The 24,438-nt window shown below is 51.7% G+C and carries 15 protein-coding genes; 10 read left to right on the plus strand and 5 right to left on the minus strand.

Going from position 1 to position 24,438, the window contains the following annotated elements:
- Positions 1–41: 41 nt before the first annotated feature.
- Positions 42–3,155 (minus strand): beta-galactosidase, LacZ type, encoded by a 3,114-nt coding sequence (lacZ, locus tag CFI03_RS18035; protein WP_248758300.1) that lies wholly within the window; start codon positions 3,153–3,155, stop codon positions 42–44.
- Between the two features lie 116 nt (positions 3,156–3,271).
- Here lacZ and CFI03_RS18040 point away from each other — a divergent pair, with 116 nt between their 5' ends.
- From CFI03_RS18040 to CFI03_RS18050, 3 genes are all read left to right on the plus strand, one after another.
- A complete protein-coding gene (locus CFI03_RS18040; protein WP_248758301.1) occupies positions 3,272–4,096 on the plus strand; it encodes an AraC family transcriptional regulator in 825 nt (274 codons plus the stop codon).
- An 87-nt stretch (positions 4,097–4,183) separates the two neighbouring features.
- Positions 4,184–5,101, plus strand: a complete 918-nt coding sequence (locus CFI03_RS18045) for a nucleoside hydrolase (RefSeq protein WP_248758302.1) — start codon at positions 4,184–4,186, stop codon at positions 5,099–5,101.
- A gap of 67 nt (positions 5,102–5,168) precedes the next feature.
- Positions 5,169–6,086, plus strand: a complete 918-nt coding sequence (locus tag CFI03_RS18050) for an AraC family transcriptional regulator (RefSeq protein WP_248758303.1) — start codon at positions 5,169–5,171, stop codon at positions 6,084–6,086.
- Here CFI03_RS18050 and CFI03_RS18055 read toward each other — a convergent pair.
- Complete coding sequence (locus CFI03_RS18055; RefSeq protein ID WP_248758304.1) at positions 6,066–6,848, minus strand: phytanoyl-CoA dioxygenase family protein; 783 nt, start codon at positions 6,846–6,848, stop codon at positions 6,066–6,068. The two genes, CFI03_RS18050 and CFI03_RS18055, sit on opposite strands and share 21 nt — an antisense overlap.
- Before the next feature lie 116 nt (positions 6,849–6,964).
- On the minus strand, positions 6,965–7,828 hold the full coding sequence (locus CFI03_RS18060) for a helix-turn-helix domain-containing protein (RefSeq protein ID WP_248758305.1): 864 nt from the start codon (positions 7,826–7,828) through the stop codon (positions 6,965–6,967).
- Positions 7,829–7,967: 139 nt separating this feature from the next.
- Here CFI03_RS18060 and CFI03_RS18065 point away from each other — a divergent pair, with 139 nt between their 5' ends.
- From CFI03_RS18065 to CFI03_RS18085, 5 genes are all read left to right on the plus strand, one after another.
- Complete coding sequence (locus CFI03_RS18065; RefSeq protein WP_248758306.1) at positions 7,968–8,903, plus strand: aldo/keto reductase; 936 nt, start codon at positions 7,968–7,970, stop codon at positions 8,901–8,903.
- A gap of 15 nt (positions 8,904–8,918) precedes the next feature.
- Complete coding sequence (locus CFI03_RS18070) at positions 8,919–9,935, plus strand: zinc-binding alcohol dehydrogenase family protein (protein WP_248758477.1); 1,017 nt, start codon at positions 8,919–8,921, stop codon at positions 9,933–9,935.
- Positions 9,936–9,952: 17 nt separating this feature from the next.
- Complete coding sequence (locus tag CFI03_RS18075) at positions 9,953–10,783, plus strand: amidohydrolase family protein (RefSeq protein WP_248758307.1); 831 nt, start codon at positions 9,953–9,955, stop codon at positions 10,781–10,783.
- 51 nt (positions 10,784–10,834) lie between these two features.
- A complete protein-coding gene (locus tag CFI03_RS18080) occupies positions 10,835–13,207 on the plus strand; it encodes a glycoside hydrolase family 95 protein (protein WP_248758308.1) in 2,373 nt (790 codons plus the stop codon).
- Between the two features lie 88 nt (positions 13,208–13,295).
- The gene (locus tag CFI03_RS18085; protein WP_248758309.1) at positions 13,296–14,468 is read left to right on the plus strand and encodes a serine hydrolase domain-containing protein; all 1,173 of its coding nucleotides are present in this window, start codon (positions 13,296–13,298) and stop codon (positions 14,466–14,468) included.
- Positions 14,469–14,505: 37 nt separating this feature from the next.
- Here the strand turns inward: CFI03_RS18085 and CFI03_RS18090 are convergent, their stop codons facing one another.
- Both CFI03_RS18090 and CFI03_RS18095 read right to left on the minus strand, forming a co-directional pair.
- The gene (locus CFI03_RS18090; RefSeq protein WP_248758310.1) at positions 14,506–15,585 is read right to left on the minus strand and encodes a Gfo/Idh/MocA family protein; all 1,080 of its coding nucleotides are present in this window, start codon (positions 15,583–15,585) and stop codon (positions 14,506–14,508) included.
- Positions 15,582–16,679, minus strand: coding sequence for an FG-GAP repeat domain-containing protein (locus CFI03_RS18095; RefSeq protein WP_248758311.1), 1,098 nt, complete (start codon positions 16,677–16,679; stop codon positions 15,582–15,584). The genes CFI03_RS18090 and CFI03_RS18095 overlap by 4 nt, the downstream gene beginning before the upstream one ends.
- Before the next feature lie 164 nt (positions 16,680–16,843).
- Here CFI03_RS18095 and CFI03_RS18100 point away from each other — a divergent pair, with 164 nt between their 5' ends.
- Positions 16,844–17,674, plus strand: a complete 831-nt coding sequence (locus tag CFI03_RS18100; RefSeq protein WP_248758312.1) for an AraC family transcriptional regulator — start codon at positions 16,844–16,846, stop codon at positions 17,672–17,674.
- 98 nt (positions 17,675–17,772) lie between these two features.
- Entirely contained in the window at positions 17,773–24,330 is a 6,558-nt protein-coding gene (locus tag CFI03_RS18105; RefSeq protein WP_248758313.1) for an OmpL47-type beta-barrel domain-containing protein, read from the plus strand.
- Positions 24,331–24,438 lie beyond the last annotated feature (108 nt).

Raw genomic sequence — 24,438 nt, forward strand, 5'->3', positions numbered from 1 at the left:
ATTGAGCGATCACCTTTTGAGACGGCCCCTTGTTTTCTTGTTTAGATCAAAGAAAGGGTGAACGATAAGCTGTAAGCCCGGTTAGCGAATAGCTTATAATCCGGATGAATAGGAGCACCCCAGCTGTCATCGCCGCCAACGCCCATTTGCTTGTCGTTTACGCGTACGACGGTTTTGGACGGGACAGGCAGTTTATACGGATGGTCGCTTGCTTCAAGCTCATCCGGCGTCCAAGGAAGGGCATTGATTTCCATAACGGCGGCGCTGTCAAAGCGAATACCGTTTCCATCGACGCCGTTTGTAAGCTCTGCGTAACGGACATCGGTCTTATTGCCGCATTCCTGAGGACGCAGGTAAGGAATAAATTGGTCTTTAACCGAACCGCTGTATTGGCCTAATTTCGCGCCGGTTTTGCGATCCCAGTAACTATCCTGCGGCCCTAAGCCATACCAGGAGATGGTATCCAGACTGCCGTCAAGAACAAGCATCATGCCGAATTCCGGTATTTCAGGCAGCTTGTCGCCGCCAGGCATCAACTGCTCGCGGATATCAATCGAGCCGTTGGCATGAACCGTATAGCTGATTGTAAGCAAAGACGCGGGATTTGTAGCCAGTTGATGCACCGTTGTGACATGGCAGCGATCTTGAGCTGCGGTCCATGCAAACTGAATGAGCTGCTTGGTGCTTCCGGCATCCTTCCATACCAAGCAGCGCTCCGGCATTTTGTTTCCGAAGTCATTATCGGTAGCTGCACGCCAGAAGTTAGGACGAATCGGTTCAAGCAAATTTTCTTTGTTACCTGCACGGTAAGATACGATATCGCCAGTCAGACGGCTAAAGGTAACCGATAATACGTTGTTACTGATTTGCAGCGACTCGGGTTCTTCGTTTAACCGCAGAGGAGCATGAACGGCATCGGTAACGTTGCTGTAAACCTCCACCACGCGTGGCGATAGGATAAACTGCTCCCAAGCGATTTCATGGCCGGCTTCCGCCCATTTCGATTCCTCCGGAATAACGAAGGAAATGGTCAGAACCGCTTCTTGTTCGCAGAACGAATGACTGTACGGTACCGTTACTTCCGTAGTCTCGCCCGGTGCCAGCGACATCTTCAGTACATCCTTCTGAACGGTTTTTTCTTCATGTTGAATTTCCCATTTCAAGTCGTAAACATTAAGGTCCGTGAACAAGTTTTTATTCGTTACGCGAATCGTCTGAGCCGCAAGATTGATATCAGAAATCGCAATGTTCTGGTAGCATTTTTTCACTTCATGCAGCTTTGGAGTAACGGTACGGTCAGCAAACAGGAGGCCATTGCCGCTGAAGTTGCCGTCATGCGGTGATTCGCCGAAGTCGCCCCCATAGGCCAGATATTCCACGCCGTCAGCTGTTTTGGTCCGGATCGCCTGATCTACCCAATCCCATATAAATCCGCCCTGCAAAATCTCGTATTTGTCGAACAGCTCCGTGTATTTATGAAGCCCGCCGCAAGAGTTGCCCATCGCATGGGAGTATTCGCACAGGATATAAGGTTTTTTCGGATTATGAAGGGCATATTGCTCAACTTCGTTAGGACGAACATACATCGTGGATTCCATATCCGACGCAGCTTCGGAAGGGCGGTAATGGAACACGCCTTCGTAATGCACAAGCCTTGTAGGGTCGGCTTCCTTCAAATAGTCATGCATAGCGATAAAGTTATCGCCGCCAAAGGATTCATTGCCAAGCGACCAGATGACCACCGAAGGATGGTTCTTGTCCCGCTGGAACATCGAATTGCAGCGATCCAGCACGTTGGCTCTCCACTCCGGATGGCTGCCCGGAACCGTATGGGCAGGCAAATCCTGCTGACCGAAGGTCCAGGAACCGTGCGTTTCCAGATTCGTCTCATCAATGACGTATAAACCGTATTCGTCGCATAGCTCGTACCAGACCGATTGATTCGGGTAATGGGAGGTCCGGACCGCATTAATGTTATGGGTTTTCATAAGCTTGATATCCCGGATCATATCCTCTTTGGACAATGCCCGGCCGGTATCGCAGGAAAACTCATGGCGGTTTGCGCCTTTGAAAATAATCCGTTTGCCGTTAATCCGCATCAATCCGTCCTTGATCTCGAATGTTCGGAAGCCCACCTTGCTGCTATGCGTTTCGATTAGACCGGCACTATTCTCAACCGATAACACCAGCGTATATAAATGAGGAGCTTCGGAGCTCCATTTGAGCGGGTTCTCCACATGACCGGTCAACGAAAGCTGGTGCTCGCCGTCACTTACAAACGAGTGGGTAATTGCCACTGGTTCCGTCCATACAGCCTGTTGATTGGCATCGTACAATTGAGCTTCAACACGGATGCCGTCCGCTGCTTCGTTAAAGTAATTTTCGAGGGTAACACTAACTGCTAATTCGGCATTTCGATACTCTTCGTCCAGGTTGGTACGCGCAAAGAAGTCCGAGATATTCACCTTTGGCTTCGAATACAAGTACACATCGCGGAAAATACCGCTGAGGCGCCAGAAGTCCTGATCCTCCAGCCAGCTCGCATCGCACCAGCGGTACACTTCTACGGCCAGCTTGTTGTGGCCGCTCGTTAAGTAAGGAGTAATATCAAATTCGGACGGGGTAAAGGTGTCTTCGCTATAGCCGACCAGCTCGCCGTTCACCCAGACGTAGAAGGCGGATTCAACGCCTTGGAAGCTCAAGTATACCGGTTGACCGTTCCAGGATTCCGGAACCTGAAAGCTTCGGATATAGGATCCAACCGGATTGTATTTGGTCGGGGCAAATGGCGGCTGCAATTCCGGTTCCGATTCGATCCATGGATAACGGATATTCGTATATTGCGGATAATCGAAGCCGTGGAACTGCCAATGGGATGGAACGGGCATGTCGGTCCAAGAGCTGGCGTCGTAATCCGATTGGAAGAAGTTCTGAATGCGCTTATCGGGCGTTTCGGCAAAGGCGAATTTCCAAACTCCGTTTAAGGACAAATAACGTTCCGAAGCCGTTTTATCGCCAATCAGAGCTTCTTCCACAGAGCTGTACGACATCATGGAAGCGTGTGCAGGAATACGGTTGATTTGGAAGATTTCAGGGTTATTGTTCCATTCCGGATAGCCGTTTGCAGGTGGCTGATAATTAAGTTTGGCTCGCAAAATTCTCATCTCCTAAAATTCAATGATAGTATATTCATAGTATAGTAAGGAATGTATACTTATAAAATATAAGGATTTTACATTCATCTCTTAAAATATGAAACGAGGTCTTCCTGATGGAGGGTAATTATTTCTTTTGCTCGCAGGATGAAACATCCGGTCTTCCGATCTTTGCAACGACGGTTGGCTACTGGGAGCATCAAATGGAAACCGAACGCCCGGAAGGCTTTCCCGATTACTTGATGCATCAAGTATTGGAGGGCTTAGGAGAGGTCGTTGTGAACGGCAAGGCTTATAAAGTGGAAGCCGGCGATGTTTTTTTTCTCTATCCGGGCATACCTCATTCCTATAAGCCGCTGAATCAGAAATGGAAGGTATCGTGGGTATCGTTTAACGGCCGCGAAGCGGACCAGCTGCTGTTGTTCGCCGGAATCAGCGAATCGGGAACAGGAAAACTGAAGACCAATGAGCTCATCAAGCCGTTGGAACAGATGTTGAACTTGGCCATGGACAATGATCAGGAGGCTGACCTCGAACGATCGAAGCTGTTATACGGCCTGTTAATCGATCTCAAATATCAATTGCTGTCCCCGTCCTATTCGGATCAGGAGTTCGACCGGGTGAAGCCCGTCCTTCATTATATAGAGAACAATCTGCAAAAACCGATGACGCTTACCGAGCTGGCGGAGGTGGCGGCCGTTACCCCCCAATACTTATGCAGAATGTTTCAGCAGACGATGAATATCAGACCGATGGAATACATTAACCAGCAGCGCATAAAACGGAGCAAGCAGCTTATGTTCCAGCACCCGGCGATGAGAATGTACGAGATTGCGGGCAGGGTTGGTTTCGAGAGCTCGAGCTATTTCGGCGTCGTATTCCGCAAGCTGAACGGGATGAATCCCGAAGCGTTCAAGAAGCTGCACGGATTGGTTCCGTAATCGCATTGACGCTGGAGTTGAAACGGCTTAAAGTTGATCTTGCAAGGGCTTACACAATATGGGTTGTTGATAATGGAGGAATAGGAAATGTCGTATCCGAAGCTGTCCGAATCATTTGTGGTCCAACGATTAGCCCCGCCAACCGGGAAAATCCGAATCGTTCTCGATACGGATACGTTTAACGAAATTGACGATCAATTCGCCGTAGCCTACTCTTTGCTGTCGAATGAGAGAATGGAAGTCGAGGCTTTATACGCCGCCCCGTTCTTCAACGAATTATCCAGCAGCCCGGGCGACGGCATGAGAAAAAGCTATAACGAGATTTTGAAAATACGAAAGCTGCTCAAACGCGAGGACGTTCCGGCCTTTCAGGGCTCGGAGCAATACTTGCCCGGTGCCGAGCTGCCTGTTGAAAGTGATGCGGTCCGTGATCTGATTAAGAGGGCGCTGCAGCGTGAAGCCGACGATCCGCTGTATGTGGTAGCTATTGGAGCGATTACGAACGTGGCAAGCGCCATTTTGACGGAACCGGGCATTATCGAAAAGATTGTAGTGGTGTGGCTTGGGGGCCATACATTGGAGTGGGGAGATACAAGTGAGTTTAATTTGTCCCAGGACTTGCATGCCTCCAGAGTCATTATGGACAGCGGCGTGCCGCTTGTTCTAATTCCTTGCATGGGAGTTGCTTCGAATCTGAGGACTACGTTATCCGAAATTCGGGATTACGTGCAGCCGGAGGGGGAGCTGGGGCAATATTTGTACGAGACTTACCGGGATTGCGCGGATGATCATTATGCCTACTCCCGAGTTATCTGGGATATCTCTACGATAGCCTGGCTGAATAATCCGAAATGGGCACCATCGCAGCTGCTTCCTAGTCCACGCATTGCGGAAGACTTCCGTTGGAGCTCAGACCCTTCAAGGCATCTCATCCGTTACGTGCGATATATTGACAGAGATGCGGTGTTTAAGGATTTGTTCCTGAAGATCAAACAATTCCGTTGAAATCTGATAGTCCAGCAAAGGCGCTTTGCAAGCCGTAAAGCGCCTTATAAACGGACGGGGGACCCGTATGAGCGATGTGCTGAAAAGCGATCAGCATCTGGAAAGCGAACATTTTCTATTTCATATTGAACCTTATGAGCTCAAGCAGGGTACGATGATTCCGCTGCACCGCCATGAATTCGTAGAACTCGTCTTTATTAGCCAAGGCTCGGGACTTCACGAATACGAAGGACAAACATTCCCTATTGCGGCCGGAGATGTGTTCATCATCGAACCCGGCATGGATCATGCGTATACGGTCGATCAGAGCGAAGGGATGGAGGTTGTGAATGTCCTGTTCGTTCCGGCTCTTCTCGAACGGGAGCTTGCCGTATTATCGGGAGTCACTTCGTTTATCGACTTTTATTATATGGAGCCGTTTCTGCGGTCGGATGTATCCTTCCAAGCGAAGCTTACCTTGTCTCCCCGGCAAATGCTGGACATCCGAGGAATATTGGAGCAGCTGATGAAGGAGTACGGAAATAAGGAAAACGGGTATCGTTTTCTAATCAAATCAAAGCTCATCGAGTTGTTTATCATCCTCAGCCGCATGTATGTCAATAACCGCAATCATTCCTTGCCTTCCATTCAGAACGACGGGGAAATGATCGCCCGCCTATGCGAATTCATTAAACGTCATCAATCCCATCCCTTGTCCCTGGAACAAATCAGCCAGATGGCGGGCATGAGCCAAAGCAAGTTTACCTTGCTGTTCCGCCAAATGACCGGAATGTCCTTCGTGGAATTTCGTAACGACCAGCGAATTCAGCTTGCCAAGCAATTATTGGCCGCTTCAAGCGACAAGATTGCCCGCATTGCGCTGGATATAGGGTACGAGGACTTGAGCCATTTCAATCATGTGTTCAAGAAGCTCACGGGAGAAACGCCAAGCCATTACAGAAAGCGGATGAAAGGACGCTCCGAATCAGGCGAGCCTAGGGAATAGTCCGCCGGTCAACACGTCACCCTTCCGGAAGCCAAGCCCGTCGGTACATACATGGTTCGCGCCGCTGTAAGTCGTGCCGTCCGGCATATAGACGATAGCAAGAGCGCGGCGGGGGTTATCGGTCTCGTTGGCATGGGCATAGTGAAAGGTGAGTCCGTCGTGGAAGGAGCAGCTGCCGGCTTTCATCCGCACGACGGCTGCCGTATTGCGATCCACATCCTTGGCGCCATCATTGGAGAAGATATCTTCCGGATTAACAAGGTCGATCGATTTTAAGTTTTTGATTTTTTGCGACTTAGGCACCATCATCAAGCATCCGTTATGCTCGTCCATATCATCCAAGGCAATCCAGATGGACAAAGCGCCTGGCTCGTTCATCGGCCAGTAAGGCAAGTCCTGGTGCCAGGGCGTTGGCTTCGAATCCTGAGGCATCTTCAGCAAGGCATGATCGTGAAAGAGCCGCACGCCGCTTGCTCCGGATAACTGCTTGGCAGCGTCGGCAAACCGGCGGGACAACACAAACCGGGCCATTCCTCCGTGATCCCGCCACGTATTAACCCGTTGATTCAACACTTTGTAATAGAGATCCCCCGAGGCTGCCGTTTGCGTGGAGCGCCCGTTTTGCACCGCCATCGTCTCTTCCAGGTAGCCCCGCAGCTCCTCGACCTCCTCCGCAGACAACATGTCATCGATTTGAACAAATCCATTCTCCCTGTAATAGCGTACTTGCTCTTCGGTTAATACTTTCATGCTGTCCAACATAAACGTTCACCCTTTCTGATTCTGTGATTTCATCCTTAGCATATAGGCTGGACGCCTGCTATTCTTGGTGAATCAACCGAAAAACAAGGGGAAATCGCCATAAGCGAAAATCGACTTTACCGGCAGCTGCGCCTGTACTCCACGGGGGTCATCCCGGTGACCAGCTTAAACTTTTTATAGAAATAGGATTCGCTTTCAAAGCCGCATGCCTGGCACACGGAGGCGATGGTATCGCCCGTCAGCATCAGCTTTTCTTTGGCTAACATGATTTTTTTGATCAGCATATATTCGCTTACGTTCATGCCGGTATGCTGTTTGAACACTCTGGAGAAATGGGCATACGTTACGGATGCTTTCGAGGATAGATCGGCGAGACTCATCTCTTGCGATCCGATATGAGCATCAATATAATCGAGGATCACTCTGATCCAGGACGGCTCGGAGCTGGAGCTTCTCGTATGCTCGGTCTCCTTCAGGGCCATCCGGTTCAACGCGATAAGGAAATCATAAAGCCTGACGGCAATAGCCGCCCGATAGCTCGGAAGCCGGTTAAGCCATTCTTCATTCATTACTTCAATCAGGCCGGAAAAAGCCTGGCGCTCGTCAAGGGATGTCTCCAGCTTATAGCTTTTGCTTTTCCGTGCTTGCTCGAAGCAGCGAAGCAGCGAATGGGATTCACCGAATTCCATGGGCTGAATGAAACGGGGCGCAAAGAAGATTGCGCTGGAGGTCACGGGCGAGAGCTCTTCCGGGAACGCGCGATGAACCGTATTGCCGGGAATAAGAAACACATCGCCGGAATTCATTTCGTAAAAGCTGTGATTGATGAAAAAGGTCCCTGCGCCGGAATACACAAAAACAATCTCGTACCAGTCATGCAGATGGTCGGGTAGTTCCCGCTGCGGCGATTTCGTATCCCGATAGACAAGGCTGAACGGGAATTTATCCGTTTCCTCGAAGCGTTTGTGTATGGTTTGCATGACTTCGTCTTCCTTTCTGCCAGTAACTACTTCGATGATAGCAAATTAGAGCATAAAATAACAGGATTAGAGCGTTTTCATGTGTGATTATGCTGATGTAGAATGAACTTATATTCTTCTATAACAGGAGTGAGACTCTTTGAAATATAGAAAGCTTGGCAAGACCGGACTGCAAGTATCGGCACTTAGCTTTGGCGCTTCTTCGCTTGGCTCCGTGTTCCGCGAAACGGATGACAATGAAAGCATGCGCACGGTTCATGTGGCAATAGATGCCGGCATTAATCTGATCGACGTATCGCCTTATTACGGACTCAAGAAAGCGGAAACGGTGCTCGGTCAAGCATTGAAGAGCATTCCGCGCGACCGTTACTATTTGTCTACGAAAGCAGGCAGATACGGGGCGGATGCATTTGATTTCAGAGGAGAAACCATTGTCGCAAGCGTGGAAGAGAGCCTGCAGCGCCTGCATACCGATTATTTGGACATTCTGTTCCTTCATGACATTGAATTCGTAGAGCCGGCTATTATTTACGAAGAGGCGATCCCCGCTATTCAGCGGTTGAAAGCCGAAGGGAAAATCCGAAATACCGGCATTTGCGGGCTGCCGCTCAGCTTATTTGAAGAGTTCCTGCCTAACGCCGACATCGACGCCATCATCTCGTATTGCCATTACTCCTTGAATGACACAACGCTTGAAACGATTCTCCCTTTAATAGAGGAAAAGAGAATCGGACTCGTAAATGCATCGCCCCTATCGATGGGCTTGCTGGGAACGCGGGGTACGCCGGATTGGCATCCCGCCAGCCGGGAGGTAAAAGAGTTATGCAAGCGGGCAGCGGAGCATTGCGCCGCGCAGGGCGAGGATATTGCCAAGCTTGCGGTTCAATTTTCCACCATGAACGAGCGGATTCCAACAACGCTTGTCAGCACGGCTAATCCTTCAAACATTGCAAAGAACGCGATGTGGGTCGATGAGCCGGTTAATCTTGAGCTGCTTGGGGAAGTTAGGAAAATTCTAGCGCCTATTATGAACGAGACTTGGGCGAGCGGTATACCGTTTTATAATAAGAGATAGAGGAGACGTTGCATGATGAAGGGGATTGTATGCGAGCAAATTGAGCAATTCAGGTATGCGGATCTCGAGGAGCCGGTGTTTACGGCCGGTGAAGCGATCGTATCGGTGAAACGGGTCGGCATCTGCGGAACGGATCTTCATGCTTATAAAGGAAATCAGCCGTTCTTCACTTATCCGCGTATACTCGGCCATGAGCTGTCGGGTATTATCGAACAAATCGGTGATAACGAGGAAGGCTTCAAAGCCGGCGATCAGGTTGCCGTTATCCCTTATTTGCATTGCGGGAAATGCGTGGCATGCCGGCATGGAAAGACAAACTGCTGTACATCGATTCAAGTGCTGGGCGTCCATGCGGATGGAGGAATGCGCGAGAAAATTTCCGTACCGGTTACGCATCTGCTCAAAGCGGACGGCTTGAGCCTGGAGCAAGCGGCCATCGTGGAACCGTTCAGCATCGGAGCGCATGCCGTACGGAGGTCGGGACTTGCGGCCGGCGATACGGTGCTCGTGATCGGAGCGGGTCCAATCGGCCTTGGCATCATGGCTCTCGCCAAGCATGCGGGCGCGAATGTTATCGCAATGGATGTGAATAACGAACGGCTGGACTTTTGCAAGCAGTGGGCAAAGGTTGATCATGCCGTTAATGCGCTGGATGATCCGTTCTCCCGGTTGGAGGCTTTGACGGGCGGCGATTACCCGACCATCGTATTTGATGCCACGGGAAACACCCATTCCATGTCGGCAGCGGTTCGTTACGCGGCGCATGGCGGGACGCTTGTGTACGTGGGTTTAGTAAAAGGCCATATTTCTTTCGATGATTCCGAATTCCATAAACGGGAGCTGACCATTATGGGAAGCCGTAATGCAACGAAGGAAGATTGCCTCCATGTACTGGAGGTTATCCGTGCCGGAGGCATTGACGTTGACAGCTACGTGACTCATCTTGTGCCGTTTGACGAAATGGCGGATCATTTCGAATCCTGGCTGGATCCCGCTAACAAAGTGATTAAAGCGATGATAGAATGGCCTTAAGGAAAAGGAGGCAGCGCATGAAAATAGATTCCCATCAGCATTTCTGGATGTTCAACGAGCGGGATTACGGCTGGATGTCCGCGCAGCACAAGGCGATTCAGGCTGACTTTCTGCCGGAGCATTTGAAGCCCTTGCTTTTGCAAAACGGATTTGACGGTTCCATTGCCGTTCAGGCCCGGCAGTCGCTTCAGGAAACGGAATGGCTCTTAGACTTGGCGGATCGTTATTCCGAGATAAAAGGCGTTGTAGGCTGGGTAGATTTATGCTCGCCGGAGATTGAGCGGCAGCTGGAGCAATATGGCAATCACCCTTTGCTTAAAGGGGTTCGCCATGTGGTGCATGACGAGCCGGATGACCGCTTTCTATTGAGAGAGGATTTCAGAAATGGCATAGCTTCTCTGGAAAAGTACGGTTTAACCTACGATTTGCTGTTGTTTCCCAAACATCTTCCTTATGCTGCCGAGCTTGTGGAAATGTTCCCTAATCAGCCTTTTGTCCTTGATCATATCGCGAAGCCGGATATTGCCAATAAAGGATTTGAGCCGTGGGCTCAGAATCTGGCAAGACTCGCGGCTTATCCGAATGTCTGCTGCAAGCTGTCCGGCATGGTCACGGAGGCGAAGTGGGGCAATTGGCAGGAGAATGATTTCGCCATCTATCTGGATACCGTGTTTCAATGTTTCGGAATCGAGAGGCTGATGATTGGCTCGGACTGGCCGGTTTGTACGTTAAGCGGTACCTACGAGCAGACGATAAATATCGTAAGGCATTACCTGGAAGCTTTTACGGAAGAGGAACAATCGCTTGTTTTAGGCAGGAACTGCGCAAGATTTTATGGAATAAAGTAATAAATTCATAGATTTCAACTTATATCCCCTACAAAAAGGAGCAAGGCTGCTATGAAGTTGCAATACAACCGTCCATCGGTCAGATGGACCGACGCGCTGCCAACCGGGAACGGACGTCTTGGAGCGATGATGTTTGGCGGATCGGAAATGGAACGCATCCAGTTAAACGAAGATACCCTTTGGTCCGGCGGCCCCCGCCACGGTGATAATGACAACGCTGTCAAAGTGCTTCCCGAAGTCAGAAAATTGATCGAAGAGGGGCAATATGCGGCAGCCGACCGGTTATGCAAGCAGATGATGGGGCCATATACGCAATCCTACCTGCCTATGGCTGATCTCTATATAAAATTCCTGCACGGGAACACGATGAAAAATTACCGGAGAGCGCTCCATCTTGATGATGCAACTTCAACGGTTGAGTATCAAATCGGCAACGTGACTTATACTAGACGTTTGTTTGTATCTTATCCGGATCAGGTTGTTGTGCTTCGACTCGAAGCGAGTCAGCCGGGGAAGCTGAATTTCCTTGCCCGGCTTGAGAGCCCGCTGCGGTACGAGACGGATTTTGACAAGGATAGCCTGATATTGCGCGGAGACGCGCCGGAGCATGTGGACCCGAGTTACTACGACACGGAAATGCCTGTTAGGTATGGCGAGCCGGGCAGTGCCAACGCAATGCGGTTTGAAGGCCGATTGGCAGCCCGGCTGGAAGAAGGACAAGCTTCTTACGGCCATGACGGGCTACGCGTTACGGGCGCGACGGCCGTCACTCTTATTTTCAGCGCGGCAACCAGCTTTAACGGCTACGACCGTTCACCGGGAAGCGAAGGCAAGGACGAGTCGGCGGAAGCTTACGCTTACTTGGAGCAAGCGAAGAAGCTTTCCTATGAATCGCTCTTGCAAAGACATATTGAAGATCATAGGAAGCTGTTTAATCGCGTGGAGCTGAGTCTTGGCGAGTCGATTGCGCCGCCTGATTATCCGACAGACGCGCGAATCCGGGATTACGGGGCAAGCGATCCGGGGCTTGTGGAGCTGCTTTATCATTACGGCCGTTATCTGATGATCGGAAGCTCCCGTAAAGGAACCCAGCCCGCGAATCTGCAAGGCATTTGGAACGAAGAGACAAGAGCGCCCTGGAGCGGCAACTATACGCTTAACATAAATGCGGAGATGAACTACTGGCCTGCGGAAACCTGTAATTTGGCCGATTGCCATACGCCGCTGCTGGATTTCATCGGGAATTTGTCCAAGAACGGCCGGAAGACCGCTTCAACGAATTACGGCGCTGCGGGCTGGACCGCGCATCATAACAGCGATATCTGGTGCCATTCTGCGCCGGCTGGCGATTACGGTCACGGGGATCCGGGCTGGGCGTTCTGGCCGATGGGCGGCGTATGGCTCTGCCAGCATTTATGGGAGCATTACGCATTTGGATTAGACGAGGCGTTCCTGCGGGATAAGGCTTACCCGGTCATGAAAGAGGCGGCCTTATTCTGCCTGGACTGGCTGCATGAAGACAAGGATGGCCGGTTGATTACGTCGCCATCGACCTCCCCGGAGCATAAGTTCCGTACGGCAGATGGCCTGGCTGCGGTCAGCGCCGCGTCTACCATGGATTTATCGCTTATCTGGGACTTGTTCACGAATCTGATTGAGGCTTCAACGATTCTTGGCGTTGATGAACCATTCAGAGAGCGGCTCGTTGACACTCGCAGCCGGCTTCATCCGCTGCAAATCGGCGAGAATGGAAGACTTCAGGAATGGTCGAAGGATTTCGAAGACGAGGATCAATTCCACCGTCATGTCTCTCATTTGTTCGGCGTCTATCCCGGTCGCCAACTGACATGGGGAGAGACTCCGGAGCTTATGGCAGCGGCCCAGCGTTCTCTCGAAATCCGCGGAGACGGCGGCACGGGCTGGAGTCTAGGCTGGAAGGTTGGATTATGGGCGCGCTTTGGCAACGGTAACCGGGCATTAGGGCTGCTGTCTAATCTATTGACTCTAGTAGAGGAAGGCAACACGAATTATCATCATGGCGGCGTATACGGCAATCTGTTCGATGCCCATCCGCCATTCCAGATTGACGGCAACTTCGCTGCGACTTCCGGAATCGCCGAGCTGCTTGTACAATCCCATCAAGGCTACCTGGAGCTGCTGCCATCCTTGCCGGATGCCTGGCCGAAAGGTTATGTGAGGGGATTGCGGGCGAGAGGCCATTTCGACGTATCGCTCCAATGGGAGCAAGGGGCTGTTACAACCGCGGAGATCGTTTCCAACTCGGGCGGAATGTGCCGGATCCGGTCGGCTGCAGCGCTTCGCGTGGAATCGGATGGTATTGCGATTGCAGCAGCATTGGATGAGCAAGGCTTATTGTCATTCGAGACGGTTGCAGGCGGAAGATACCAATTGATCAAGGCATAGTGAGGTTAATATAAAGGAGTTTTCTCCTTCAATAACGAATATACTTTTGGTCATTGAAAGCAATTGAAAGCGAAGGAGATTATCGATCATGTTAGATCAGACAGCAGTCAGCCAGATTAAATCAGCGCTTAGAAAAAGCATCGATAACAACGAGGTAGCCGGCGCCAGCTTTATGGTGATTAAAGACGGCGAAGAAATTTTTTATCATGAAGACGGACTAGCCGACCGCGAAGCGGGACGCCCGGTAGAGCGTAATACAATCTTCCGCTTATATTCGATGACCAAGCCCGTTACGGCAACGGCCGTTATGATTCTGATGGAGCGCGGAGAAATTGACTTGTTTGATCCGGTCAGCCAATACCTGCCGGGCTTCGAAAATCAACAGGCCGAGGTTAACGGCGAGCTTGTGCCCGTGGAACGGGAAATGAATATTCATGACCTGCTTGATATGACTTGCGGCCTGGTATACGGCGGAGCTCATGCGGCAGGACAAGCTACGGAGGCTTTGTTCAGAGAGATTGACGAACGCCTGTTAGGAGAATCTCCGATGGGCACCGTGGAAGCCATGAACAAGCTGGGCGAAGGCCCGCTTGCCTTCCAGCCGGGAACCTCCTGGACTTATGGCACATCGGCAGATGTGCTCGGCGCAATCGTCGAAGTGGTAAGCGGCATGCGCTTCGGCGAGTTTTTGCGGAAGGAGATTTTTGGCCCGCTTGGCATGAAGGATACGGGCTTCTGGCTGCCGGAAGAGAAGAGAGGGCGTCTCGTCAAAACGTACTCAAGCGAGCAAAACGGAATGAGTCTCTTTACGGGCAATCATCTGGGCATTATTCATCAAATGGACCGTGAACCGGCTTTCGAGTCCGGAGGCGCGGGACTTGTCTCCACGATTGACGACGCGGCGAAATTTACGACCATGCTACTGAACCAAGGAAGCCTGGACGGCGTACGAATTTTACGTCCAAGAACGGTTCAATATTTAACGTCGGGAACGTTAAATGCCCGCCAGCAGCCTGCCTTTGACGCCTGGCATACGTTGACCGGTCACAGCTACGGAAACTTGATGCGCGTCGTGACGGACACAAAGACTGCGGGAATTCTGGCAAGTCCGGGAGAATACGGCTGGGATGGCTGGTTAGGCGCATACTTCGGCAACTTCCCTCAAGAAGGTTTGACTATTCTGCTTATGATCCAGAAGAAGGATGCGGGCACGACGCCGCTGACACGGAAGCTCCGCAATATTGTGATGAGCACCTTATAAGGAAACGCTGCTGCGCAATTGGCGCAGCAGCGTTTTTTTAGTATCCCGGCAGGTTCTCCGGATACGTCCGGTTCATATAATCCACATACGATTGGGCAAATATTAAATCCTGCAGCGCTTCCTTAGCCGTGCAAGGCGCCGGCCGATCGCCGCGGACGGCGGCAAGGAAATAACGTGCCTGATTGCGCATCGCGGAGACGTTCGGCAGAATGGGCTCGTAAGTAAGAGCTTCGTCGACGGTGGCGTTGTCTTTCTTGATCGTTACTCTTCCCGCGCGTTGGCGTGCCAGCGGGGCAGGCAGATCAATGCGGACATAGCCTTGTCGGAAACCTACCAGAATCTGTTCTTCCCACTCGTGGGAGGTGTGGTAAGGAGCCATCTCCAAGGTAATCGTAACGCCGCTGTCGCTCTCGCCGCTTAGCATAATACCGCGGCGGTCGCCGAAGGTAAGCTTGTAATTCTCTCCAAGCAGATGGCGGAACATATTCACCTGATGGATGTAATAATTGACGAAGTTGTCCAGCATTTGCGTCATTTTGTCCGTATATCCATCGGGACCTTGTTCCAGCAGGAGCGTGGGATAAGGCTCATCGCTGCCAATCGGCTGGTCTGCTCCGCCAACCCAATCTCCCGGCGGCATCGTAATCCGGATATATTGCAGTTCGCCAAAGCTGCCGGATGCTTTCCATTCTTCAATAACGCGCTTGGCGTATTCTACCGCCGGATCCGAACGTTTGTGGTAACCAATCATATGAAGGGTGCCGCTTTCTTCGCCTATCCGTACCATTTTGCAGCCTTCCCGCACCGTAAGAGACAGAGGCTTTTCCGTCAAAACCGGAATGCCAGACCGCAAAATATCCGGAATAACATTCGCATGGTTACGGAAGGGCTGAGGCGCAACAATGGCGTCAACCGATGCATGTTCCAGCAGCTCAAGATGGCTGCCGTAAACCTCCGATACGCCATAACGGTCGGCTACGAGCCGGGCCATCTGCTGCCGCGGCTCCGCCAAGGCAACCACCTCGCATTCCTCCTTCAGCACGGCGTAATTAGACAGATGCGCCATTTGCCCCATTCCGCCTACGCCTACAAAACCGATACGCAGCTTTGTACTCATCGTAATCGCTCCTTTGCCGGTCCGATATTTTCGAATAAATAAAGCCCGTCCTTGCCTGGCGCGACAATGTCCGGATAACCGTTGCCCGTCAGGTCTTGAATCCAGAAATAGATGCCCGTGCCGGATGCTTCACCTGCAGGTCCATAATCGATAACATGCTTGTCGAATCGTCCGTTATTGATGGTGTAGTAATAGATGCCAATCGGATCATGCGCTCCCGGATCGCCGTCGTTATGCGCACGGTAACGTTTGCCTGTAACGAGCTCAAGCTTGCCGTCGAGATCAAGGTCAACCAGCCAAAGATCATGGAACTGGGAAGCGGTGCCGTCAATCGTATGGCGGATCCAGCTGCGGGAGCCGTCTTCCGTCCGGCGCTGCTCATACCAGTGGAGTCCGTAATCATGCGCTTGACCAACAATCAGGTCGACGAGACCGTCGCCGTTCACATCATGGCCGATGACCGGCACGCTGGCTGAGCCAAGGGACCATTCGGCATGGAATGTCCAAGGCGTCCGATACGGATCTTCCGGCTGCTCCAGCCAGCCTCCGCTTAGGACAAGATCAACGCGGCCGTCCCCGTTAATATCGACAAAACCCATGCCATGCCCGCTTGGAGCATCTCCGATTATTATTTTCCGGAATTGGCCGGTTCCTTTGCCATCGGCGTCGCGCAACAACTTATAGAAAGCTTGAGGTTCGTTTGGGGTATTGGGGAAAATTTCGGGCACGCCGCAGCCGTCGATATCGTAAAATCGGATCGTCTCGATATTGCCGCATCGGTCAATGTCGGTCGTTTTCCAATCTTCTCCTGTAGTACCGGGATTGCGGCGCCATCTTAACGTTTCGGTAAACCAGGAGCCGGTGATGATATCAGGCCAGCCGTCACCGTCTACATCCATGGGGAAGTCGGAGAAATCATCGTGATATTCACCGATTTCCGCTACCTCGCAGATCCGGTGTCTGCGGTTAAATCCCGGTCCTTCGTACCAATAAGCCCCGCTAATAATGTCGGGCACACCATCGTTGTTTACGTCAAATACGGCGCATGCCTCGAATTTATCATCCGAGAGCTTTCGTTTCTTAAACTCCAGCATGAGGATACCTCCTAATAATAGCTATTGCTTATTGCAAATAGAGTGGAGAAACGATTATATTTCAAGTAATCGCGATTAACTAGAAAATAACGGAAATTAAGCCTGTTCTCAATGAGCGATCTTGCGAAACGGGCTATTCATTCTTGCGAATAGGAGGGAAAAGGATGGGAGTGTCTTCGCGAGTTCTAAGTCCGGCTTCACTGATCGGAGGCAGCGAATTCGATTGCCATGAAGCAAGTCCCTTTCAGCATCCTCTTCACCGGCATGAGTCATTCAGCGAGCTGCTATGGGTTGAAGAAGGCAGAGGGACATTTGTTGTCGACGGCAGGTCGTACGAGGTTGGGCCGGGAACCGTTCTGCTGTACCAGCGGGGGATATGGCATGAAGAATGGTCAACGCAGTATCCCTTCAGAGCTACTTATTTTGCTTTTAAAGGTCTGCAGGTGTGGGGATGCCCTCAAGATTACTTCCTTGAATCGGATCAGACGCCTGTCATACAACTAGGGGGGGAAATGGAGGAGTTCGCAAGGCTGGTGCGGGAATGCCTGGCCGAGCTGCATTCCGGGTTAGCGGAATCCAGGGCGGCAGCGAACCATTTGTTCGGACTAATGCTTGTGCGGCTGGCACGCCAAATACCGGGTGAATCAACGGAACGAAAGCTCGTCAAGCCTGCGGAAGCGGCTGTCCTAAAAGCCAGAAGCTACATCGAGGAAAACTATCAACAGCCTATCACGCTGGAACAGCTTGCTAAAGTGACCTTCGTCAGCAAGTACTATTTGTCTCATTTGTTTCACCGGGAGGTAGGGATGTCCGTCATCCAATTCCTGATTCGGTGCCGGATGGAAGCTGCAAAGCGCTACTTGATCATGACCGGGCGGCCGGTGAAGGAAATAGGAGAATTGGTAGGTTATCAGAGCGAGCCGACGTTCCATAACCTTTTCAAGAAGGTAACCGGTCTTACGCCGGGGCAATTCCGAGAGTCGGCAAGAGATTAATAAAAAATTATTTGATGCAGTTAACTAAAGTTAATTGGCTCTGAAAATGATATTTGCTAAGCTTGTCCTGCTCATTCAGTTAGAGGAGGACGAAGATCGTGTTTCGTAAATTAAGCTGCATGCTGTTGCTTATCGCAATAGCTTTCGTATTTTTGCCGACGGGAGGTGAAAAAAAGGCATTTGCCGCTGTGTCGGTCGAAGAGCTGCCATCGTCTTTTATCCCGCCGGAGACGCTTTCCGGGGCTATGGCTAGCGCGGTTGGGGGAAATAAAATCCTCTTAACCGGGGGACAAAACGCAAGAAACAATTCATTTTCGAAGAACTCTTACGTCTTCGATACGGTTGCTCAAACCTGGTCTTCCAATGCGCCTTCTTTGCCGGTGGCTTATCACGCGCAATCCATGCTGCCAAGCGGCAGCGTGCTTGCCATTGGAGGGAATGCGTTCATGAACAATGTGGGCTACGTCTACAACGACGCTGTTCGCATTTATAATCCTTCCGCAAACGCTTGGACCAATGCGGCGAATTTCCCGCATACGGTGCTGGGACATTCCCAGAGCACGCTGCTTGACGGCCGCGTGTTGGCCGTAGGCGGAGCGAACGAGATTTATTCCCCAAGCTCGGGCTCTACCTTGTACAACAACGCGTACATCTATAATCCCGCTGCGGACCGTTGGGATGAGGCTGCACCGCTGCCTATCGGTATTTACGGAGCGGCTCAGAGCACGTTGAAGGATGGACGCGTGTTACTTACCGGCGGTCTAAGCGGTTATGTCTATTCCTTTAACTCCTATATCTATGATCCCGCAGCAAACACTTGGACCAAGGTTGCTCAGATGCCTTATGACGGCGGGGATATTTTTTTCAGGCATTCGCAAGTGACTCTCGATAACGGGAAAGTATTAGTTATGGGCAATAGAACTTTTGCGCTGTACGACCCTTCCACAAATACTTGGAAAACGGATGTCCCGAATCCGGATCAATTGGAAAATGCAAGTCTAGTGGCGGTTGGATCGGACGTCTATGTCGTTGGGGGATACAATGATTCAACCTATGATTTGAATACAAAACTGTATAAGCTGACCTTCGATTTTAACCCGCCGTCCGCCCCAACCATAACGGGAGTCGGCAGCGCATGGAGCGCTTCCGATGTGGACGTGTCCATCGTGCCGGGAACGGATGCGGAAACGGGAGTTAACCGGACGGAGTACAGTTTATCCGGCGCGACTTCCGTAAGCTGGACCCCGTATAACGGTTCAGATCCGGTAAGAATTTCAAATTCGGGACAAACAACGATATCCGCGCGGACGGTAGATAATGGCGGGAATATAAGCGCTGTAACAACCGCGGTTGTCAAGATTGACCGGACGCCGCCGACAACGCCAATGATCAGCCTGTCGCAAGCTGGCTGGAGTTCAACTTCGGTATCGGCCTGGTTCTCGTCATCGTCGGATCCGGGCGGTTCGGGTGTAGACCGGATCGAATACAGCCTCTCCGGAGCCGTTACCCAAGCTTGGAAAACCTATAGCGCGGGGTTCTCGATTCTCGCGCAAGGGCAGACGACGGTCCACGTGAGGGCTATTGATCAAGTCGGCAATATAAGCGGCGAAGGGACTGCAGTCATTAGGATTGATATGGCGCCGCCAGCAGCCCCCGCAATAACCCCGGCATCGGGAGCGTGGAGCAGTACGGATGTTACGGTAGCTATCCTGGACGGTACGGATACGGGAGGTTCCGGCGTTAACCGGACCGAATACAGGCTGACAGGCGCCTCTAACCTTAATTGGACGACCTATAATAGTCCGATCTTAATCGGGGCGAGCGGTCAGACCACCGTTGAAGCAAGAACCATTGATAATGCCGGTAATATCGGAACGAGCAAAACGGTAACCGTAAAGGTGGATAAAACCCAGCCAACGGCACCAGTCGTAACGCCGGATACGGCGAACTGGACAAATGCCGCGTCCGTTCAGGTTGCTGTCGCCGGGGGGGCGGATACAGGCTCCGGCGTCAACAGGACCGAGTATAGTCTTAGCGGTGCAACGACGCTCGGGTGGACGACCTATACCGGAAAGGTAACGATCAGTGCGGAAGGACAGACCACGCTAAGCGCCAGAACGGTGGATAACGCTAATAACATGAGTTCGATCTCGACAACGGTTGTAAAAATTGACCGAACCAAGCCTGCTTCTCCGATTATAACGCCTTCTAATGGCACTTGGTCCGCTTCCAACATAACGTTTACCGTTACAGCCGGAACGGATAACGGCGGTTCGGGAGCTGCACGAACCGAATTCAGCCTTAGCGGAGCAACAATTGTGGATTGGGCTACCTACCCGGGTACCGTGTTAATCAGCGCGGAAGGCCAGACAACCATTCACGCCAGAACCGTTGATCAGGCGGGCAATATAAGCACAGAACGAACGGCGGTCGTATCCATTGACAAGACAAAACCAACCGCTCCGGTCATTACGGCTTCGGCATCGGATTGGAGCTCGTCCGATGTGTCGGTAACGGTTGCCTCCGGAACCGATGCGGGAGGATCAGGCGTGAACAAAACGGAATACAAGCTGTCCGGAGCAATAACCAAAGACTGGACAACGTATACCGGTGTTCTATCGATAAGCGCCGAAGGCCAGACAACGGTTGAAGCAAGAACAACCGATAATGCCGGCAATACGAGTATGGCGGTTCCGGTTACGGTCAAGGTGGACAAAACAAAGCCCGCGGCGCCAATCGTTGCGCCGGATGTGACGGGCTGGACGAATGCCGCTTCCGTTAAAGTCACCGTAACGGCAGGAGCGGATAGCGGCTCAGGAATCGGGCGCACGGAGTATAGCTTAAACGGTGCCGTTTCACTTGGCTGGACGACGTATACGGGCCAGATATCCATCGCTGCCGAAGGCCAGACAACGATAAGCGCAAGAACGATAGACTTAGCAGGCAATATTAGTCCCGTATCGACAGGAACCGTGAAGCTGGACCGGACTCCGCCCGCAGCTCCGGTTATAAGCCCCGCAGGCGGAACCTGGTCGGGAGCTAACGTTACCGTAACGCTAACTGCCGGTGCGGATAGCGCCTCTTCGGTCGACCGCGTTGAGTATAAGCTGTCCGGTGCAACCACGCTGGGCTGGACTTCTTATTCAGCACCGATTCACCTTACGGTCGAAGGCCAAACGACGGTTACGGCAAGGACGGTAGACAAGGCAGGGAACATAAGCGAAGAATCAGAGGAATCGCAAGGGCTTGATTTTACGCCGCCTGGTGAAACGCTGCTGTCTCCCGACGTATCCGGTTGGAATGCGGGAGATCGTGTAACGGTAACCGCAACAGCGGGAACCGATAACGGAGGATCCGGTGTGAAAGAAGTGGAGTATAGCCTGTCCGGTGCTGCCAATTCGGATTGGAAGCCTTACACGGGCCCCATTATCGTAACCGTGGAAGGTCAAACCGAGGTGTTTGCAAGAACGATAGATAAAGCAGGCAACAAAGGAACAGCTTCCAAAGCGACCGTTCAGATTGACCGAACCGCTCCGGAGCATCCTCAAATAGAGGTTTCCGCCGACAAGTGGACGAACTCGGGCGTTGACGTTACGATCACGCCGGGGACAGATCCTTTATCCGGCACAAGCATTACCGAGTATAGCTTGACTGGAGCAGTTGATGCGGATTGGAAACCCTATAACGGAAAATTTACCGTGAAGGCCGAAGGTCGGACAATGATTCACGCGAGAACGGTGGATCAGGCAGGAAATATAAGCGACATTGCTGACACAAGCGTATTTTTGGATAAAACAGCCCCATCCTCGCCGGGCATAGTCATCGATAAATCCGGTTGGGTTTCGGCGGATAAGGTGATGGTCTCGATCTTGCCCGGCGAAGACCAAGGAGGATCGGGAGTAAACCGAACGGAGTACCGTTTATCCGGAGCAGCGACAAAGGATTGGACGGTCTATTCCGAAACGGTTGGCATTGATGCCGAGGGCATTACGACGATCAGCGCAAGGACCATTGACCAAGCAGGGAATGTCGGAGAGGTTCGGGAAGGAAAGGTACAAATCGATCGATCGTTACCCGAGGCTCCGGCGGTTGTTCCCGATACGGAGGAATGGACATCGGCAAACGCCGTGAAGGTAACCATTACGGCAGGCTCCGATCGCGGTGAATCCGGCCTTGACCGTACCGAATACCGCATTACGGGTGCCGGAGCGAAGGATTGGACGAGCTATGAAGGAGAGCTGTCGGTTACGGCGGAAGGAGAGAGTACGATCAGTGCGAGGTCAATCGACAAAGCGGGTAATAGCAGCCCAGTCGCGGCAGCGACAGTTCGCATTGACCGGACTCCGCCGGTATTGCCTGTCGTATTGACGCCGGAGAACAATGAGGTTACGAGCGATAACAAACCGGTAATTTCAGGCACTGCCGAAGCAAACTCCGAAGTTTCAATTAAAATCGATGATCAAGCGCTGCCAGCCGTCATTACCGACGGTGAAGGGAAATGGAAGGCCCAGCCGGTGTTCTCGTTAGCGGATGGTACTCATCATGTGCGGATTACGATCCGGGATTCCGTGGGCAATGCCTCCGCAGATTCCGTTGAACTGGTGTTTATGATTGATTCTACCGCGCCTGCAGCCCCGATTATTGAAGCCCCGGCAAACGGTGCTATTACGGGCAGCAGCAAGCCAGTGCTTAAAGGACAAGCAGAGGCGGGCTCAAAGGTTACGATTTATATGGACGATACGGCCGTAACAATGATTAAAACCAACGAAAACGGCAATTGGAATTACCCGATAACCGAGGCGCTCAAGGATGGGGTTCATATCGCGAAAGCCGTTGCCGAGGATTCCGCAGGCAATGTCAGCGAGGACTCAATTTCCGTTTCTTGGACGGTAGACACCAAGGCACCGGAAGCGCCGGTTATTGTTGAGCCGAAAGATGGAGCCGTTACGAAGGTGAACAAAACGACCATTTCGGGTACGGCGGAAGCGGAAGCGGCTATTACTGTTTATATAGATAGCCATAAAGCTGCTGAAGGAAAAGCCAACGAATCTGGCGCATGGTCGATGACTCTTGCGGAGGAATTGCCCGACGGCGAGCATTCGATTTCCGCCATGGCTTCGGATGAAGCAGGCAATAAGGGGCCTCAATTGGATGAAGTAACATTTACGATAGATACAATCGCTCCCGAATGGGCTGACGTATCGGCTCCAATCGAAGGGGCGCTGCTCAATACGGACAAACCTCTGATTCGGGGGGATGCGGAGGCAGGCGCATGGATTCTATTAACGCTGGACGGAGCTGCAATGGAGCCTTTTCAAGTTAATGAAGAAGGTGAATGGTCCTTTGTTTCTTCGGATGGTTTAAGTGACGGCAGCCACCAGGTGAAGGTCAAAGTGGCCGATGCCTCAGGCAATGCGAAGGAAGAGGCCGTACAGCTGAATTTTGTCATTGATACGACTGTCCCATCGGTTCCGCTTTTCAATAAGCCGGTTGAAGGTTCAAAGACAAACCAGACAAAACCCGAGATTGCCGGAACAGCGGAAAAGCACGCTGAGATTACGATTCAGCTGGATGGCGAGACCGTTGGTAAATCGGAAGCCGGCGATGACGGCAGGTGGAGCTTTGTACCAAGCCAGGCTCTCGCAATTGGAGCGCATATCGTTCAAGCTAAAGCAAAGGATGCTGCCGGCAATGAAAGCGGCTTAACTCCCGAATATCGCTTTGAGATTGTATCCAGCAATGCGAATTTAAGCACGCTTAAGCTTAGCGATATCCAAATGAACGAGCCGTTCAAGGACACAACGTTGAATTATACGGCGGGAGTTACGTATTCGGTATCCAAAACGAAAGTGACGGCTGTCCCAAGCGATGCGAATGCTAAAGTCGACGTTTTGGATGAAAAAGGAGAGCCGATGGGCGAATTCATTGATTTGGCAGTTGGCACTCAAACCATTACGGTTCGCGTTACCGCTCAGGATGGGACAACGGTACAGGCGTATACCGTGAAAATTACAAGATACAATCCGGTTAATCCGCCTCAGGTGGAGCCGGAAGAGCCCGGCAAGCTTGAGCTTGCCGCATGTAAGCCGGCATCTGACGGCACCTCCGGATTCGGCGATATGACCGGACATTGGGCGGAAACGACGGTAAAGGATGCATACGGCTGCGGAATCGTTCATGGGTTTAACGACGGTACGTTCCGGCCAGAAGGACAAGTCACGCGGGCGGAATTCGTCACCATGCTTATGAATGCGGTGATTGATCAATCAGGGTCTGCAGCACCTGAATTAGACTTTTCGGATAAAAACGGTATTCCGGCTTGGGCAGCCGAAGCTATAGCCAGAGCAAAAGAGTTCGGAATCGTGAATGGTTATGCGGATGGCTCGTTCCGGCCAAACGACCAGGTTACCCGGGCAGAGCTTGTGACCATGCTGGCCAAAGCGGCGGGGATTAAGCCGCTGGAACCGGAGAAGGTGAAGGCTTTGTTCTCCGACGCCTCGGATATTCCGGCGTGGTCTGCCGGCTATGTAGCCGCATTGCAGCAAGCAGGTATATTGCAAGGAAGAGGAGACGGCAAGTTCGTGCCGTCAGGTCAAGCTACACGAGCGGAGGCAGCAGTGCTGCTGCTGCGGATGATCGAATATTATCAAAATTAAAAGTAAGTGGAGCGAAAAACCATTGCCGAAACAGGCAATGGTTTTTTCTGTTTAATCCGTCCAGCCTCTCAAACTATTTTTGAGCAAAAAATGTCGAAATTTCAGTAT

Source organism: Paenibacillus sp. ATY16, assembly GCF_003399985.2.
Classification (GTDB): domain Bacteria; phylum Bacillota; class Bacilli; order Paenibacillales; family Paenibacillaceae; genus Pristimantibacillus; species Pristimantibacillus glycanilyticus.

Excerpts from the sequence above, each read along its gene's own strand:
- CFI03_RS18040 (WP_248758301.1), top strand. The coding sequence starts at position 3,272 with ATGGAGGGTAATTATTTCTTTTGCTCGCAGGATGAAACATCCGGTCTT.
- CFI03_RS18045 (WP_248758302.1), top strand. The coding sequence starts at position 4,184 with ATGTCGTATCCGAAGCTGTCCGAATCATTTGTGGTCCAACGATTAGCC.
- CFI03_RS18050 (WP_248758303.1), top strand. The coding sequence starts at position 5,169 with ATGAGCGATGTGCTGAAAAGCGATCAGCATCTGGAAAGCGAACATTTT.
- CFI03_RS18055 (WP_248758304.1), bottom strand. The coding sequence starts at position 6,848 with ATGTTGGACAGCATGAAAGTATTAACCGAAGAGCAAGTACGCTATTAC.
- CFI03_RS18060 (WP_248758305.1), bottom strand. The coding sequence starts at position 7,828 with ATGCAAACCATACACAAACGCTTCGAGGAAACGGATAAATTCCCGTTC.
- CFI03_RS18070 (WP_248758477.1), top strand. The coding sequence starts at position 8,919 with ATGAAGGGGATTGTATGCGAGCAAATTGAGCAATTCAGGTATGCGGAT.
- CFI03_RS18075 (WP_248758307.1), top strand. The coding sequence starts at position 9,953 with ATGAAAATAGATTCCCATCAGCATTTCTGGATGTTCAACGAGCGGGAT.
- CFI03_RS18080 (WP_248758308.1), top strand. The coding sequence starts at position 10,835 with ATGAAGTTGCAATACAACCGTCCATCGGTCAGATGGACCGACGCGCTG.
- CFI03_RS18085 (WP_248758309.1), top strand. The coding sequence starts at position 13,296 with ATGTTAGATCAGACAGCAGTCAGCCAGATTAAATCAGCGCTTAGAAAA.
- CFI03_RS18090 (WP_248758310.1), bottom strand. The coding sequence starts at position 15,585 with ATGAGTACAAAGCTGCGTATCGGTTTTGTAGGCGTAGGCGGAATGGGG.
- CFI03_RS18095 (WP_248758311.1), bottom strand. The coding sequence starts at position 16,679 with ATGCTGGAGTTTAAGAAACGAAAGCTCTCGGATGATAAATTCGAGGCA.
- CFI03_RS18100 (WP_248758312.1), top strand. The coding sequence starts at position 16,844 with ATGGGAGTGTCTTCGCGAGTTCTAAGTCCGGCTTCACTGATCGGAGGC.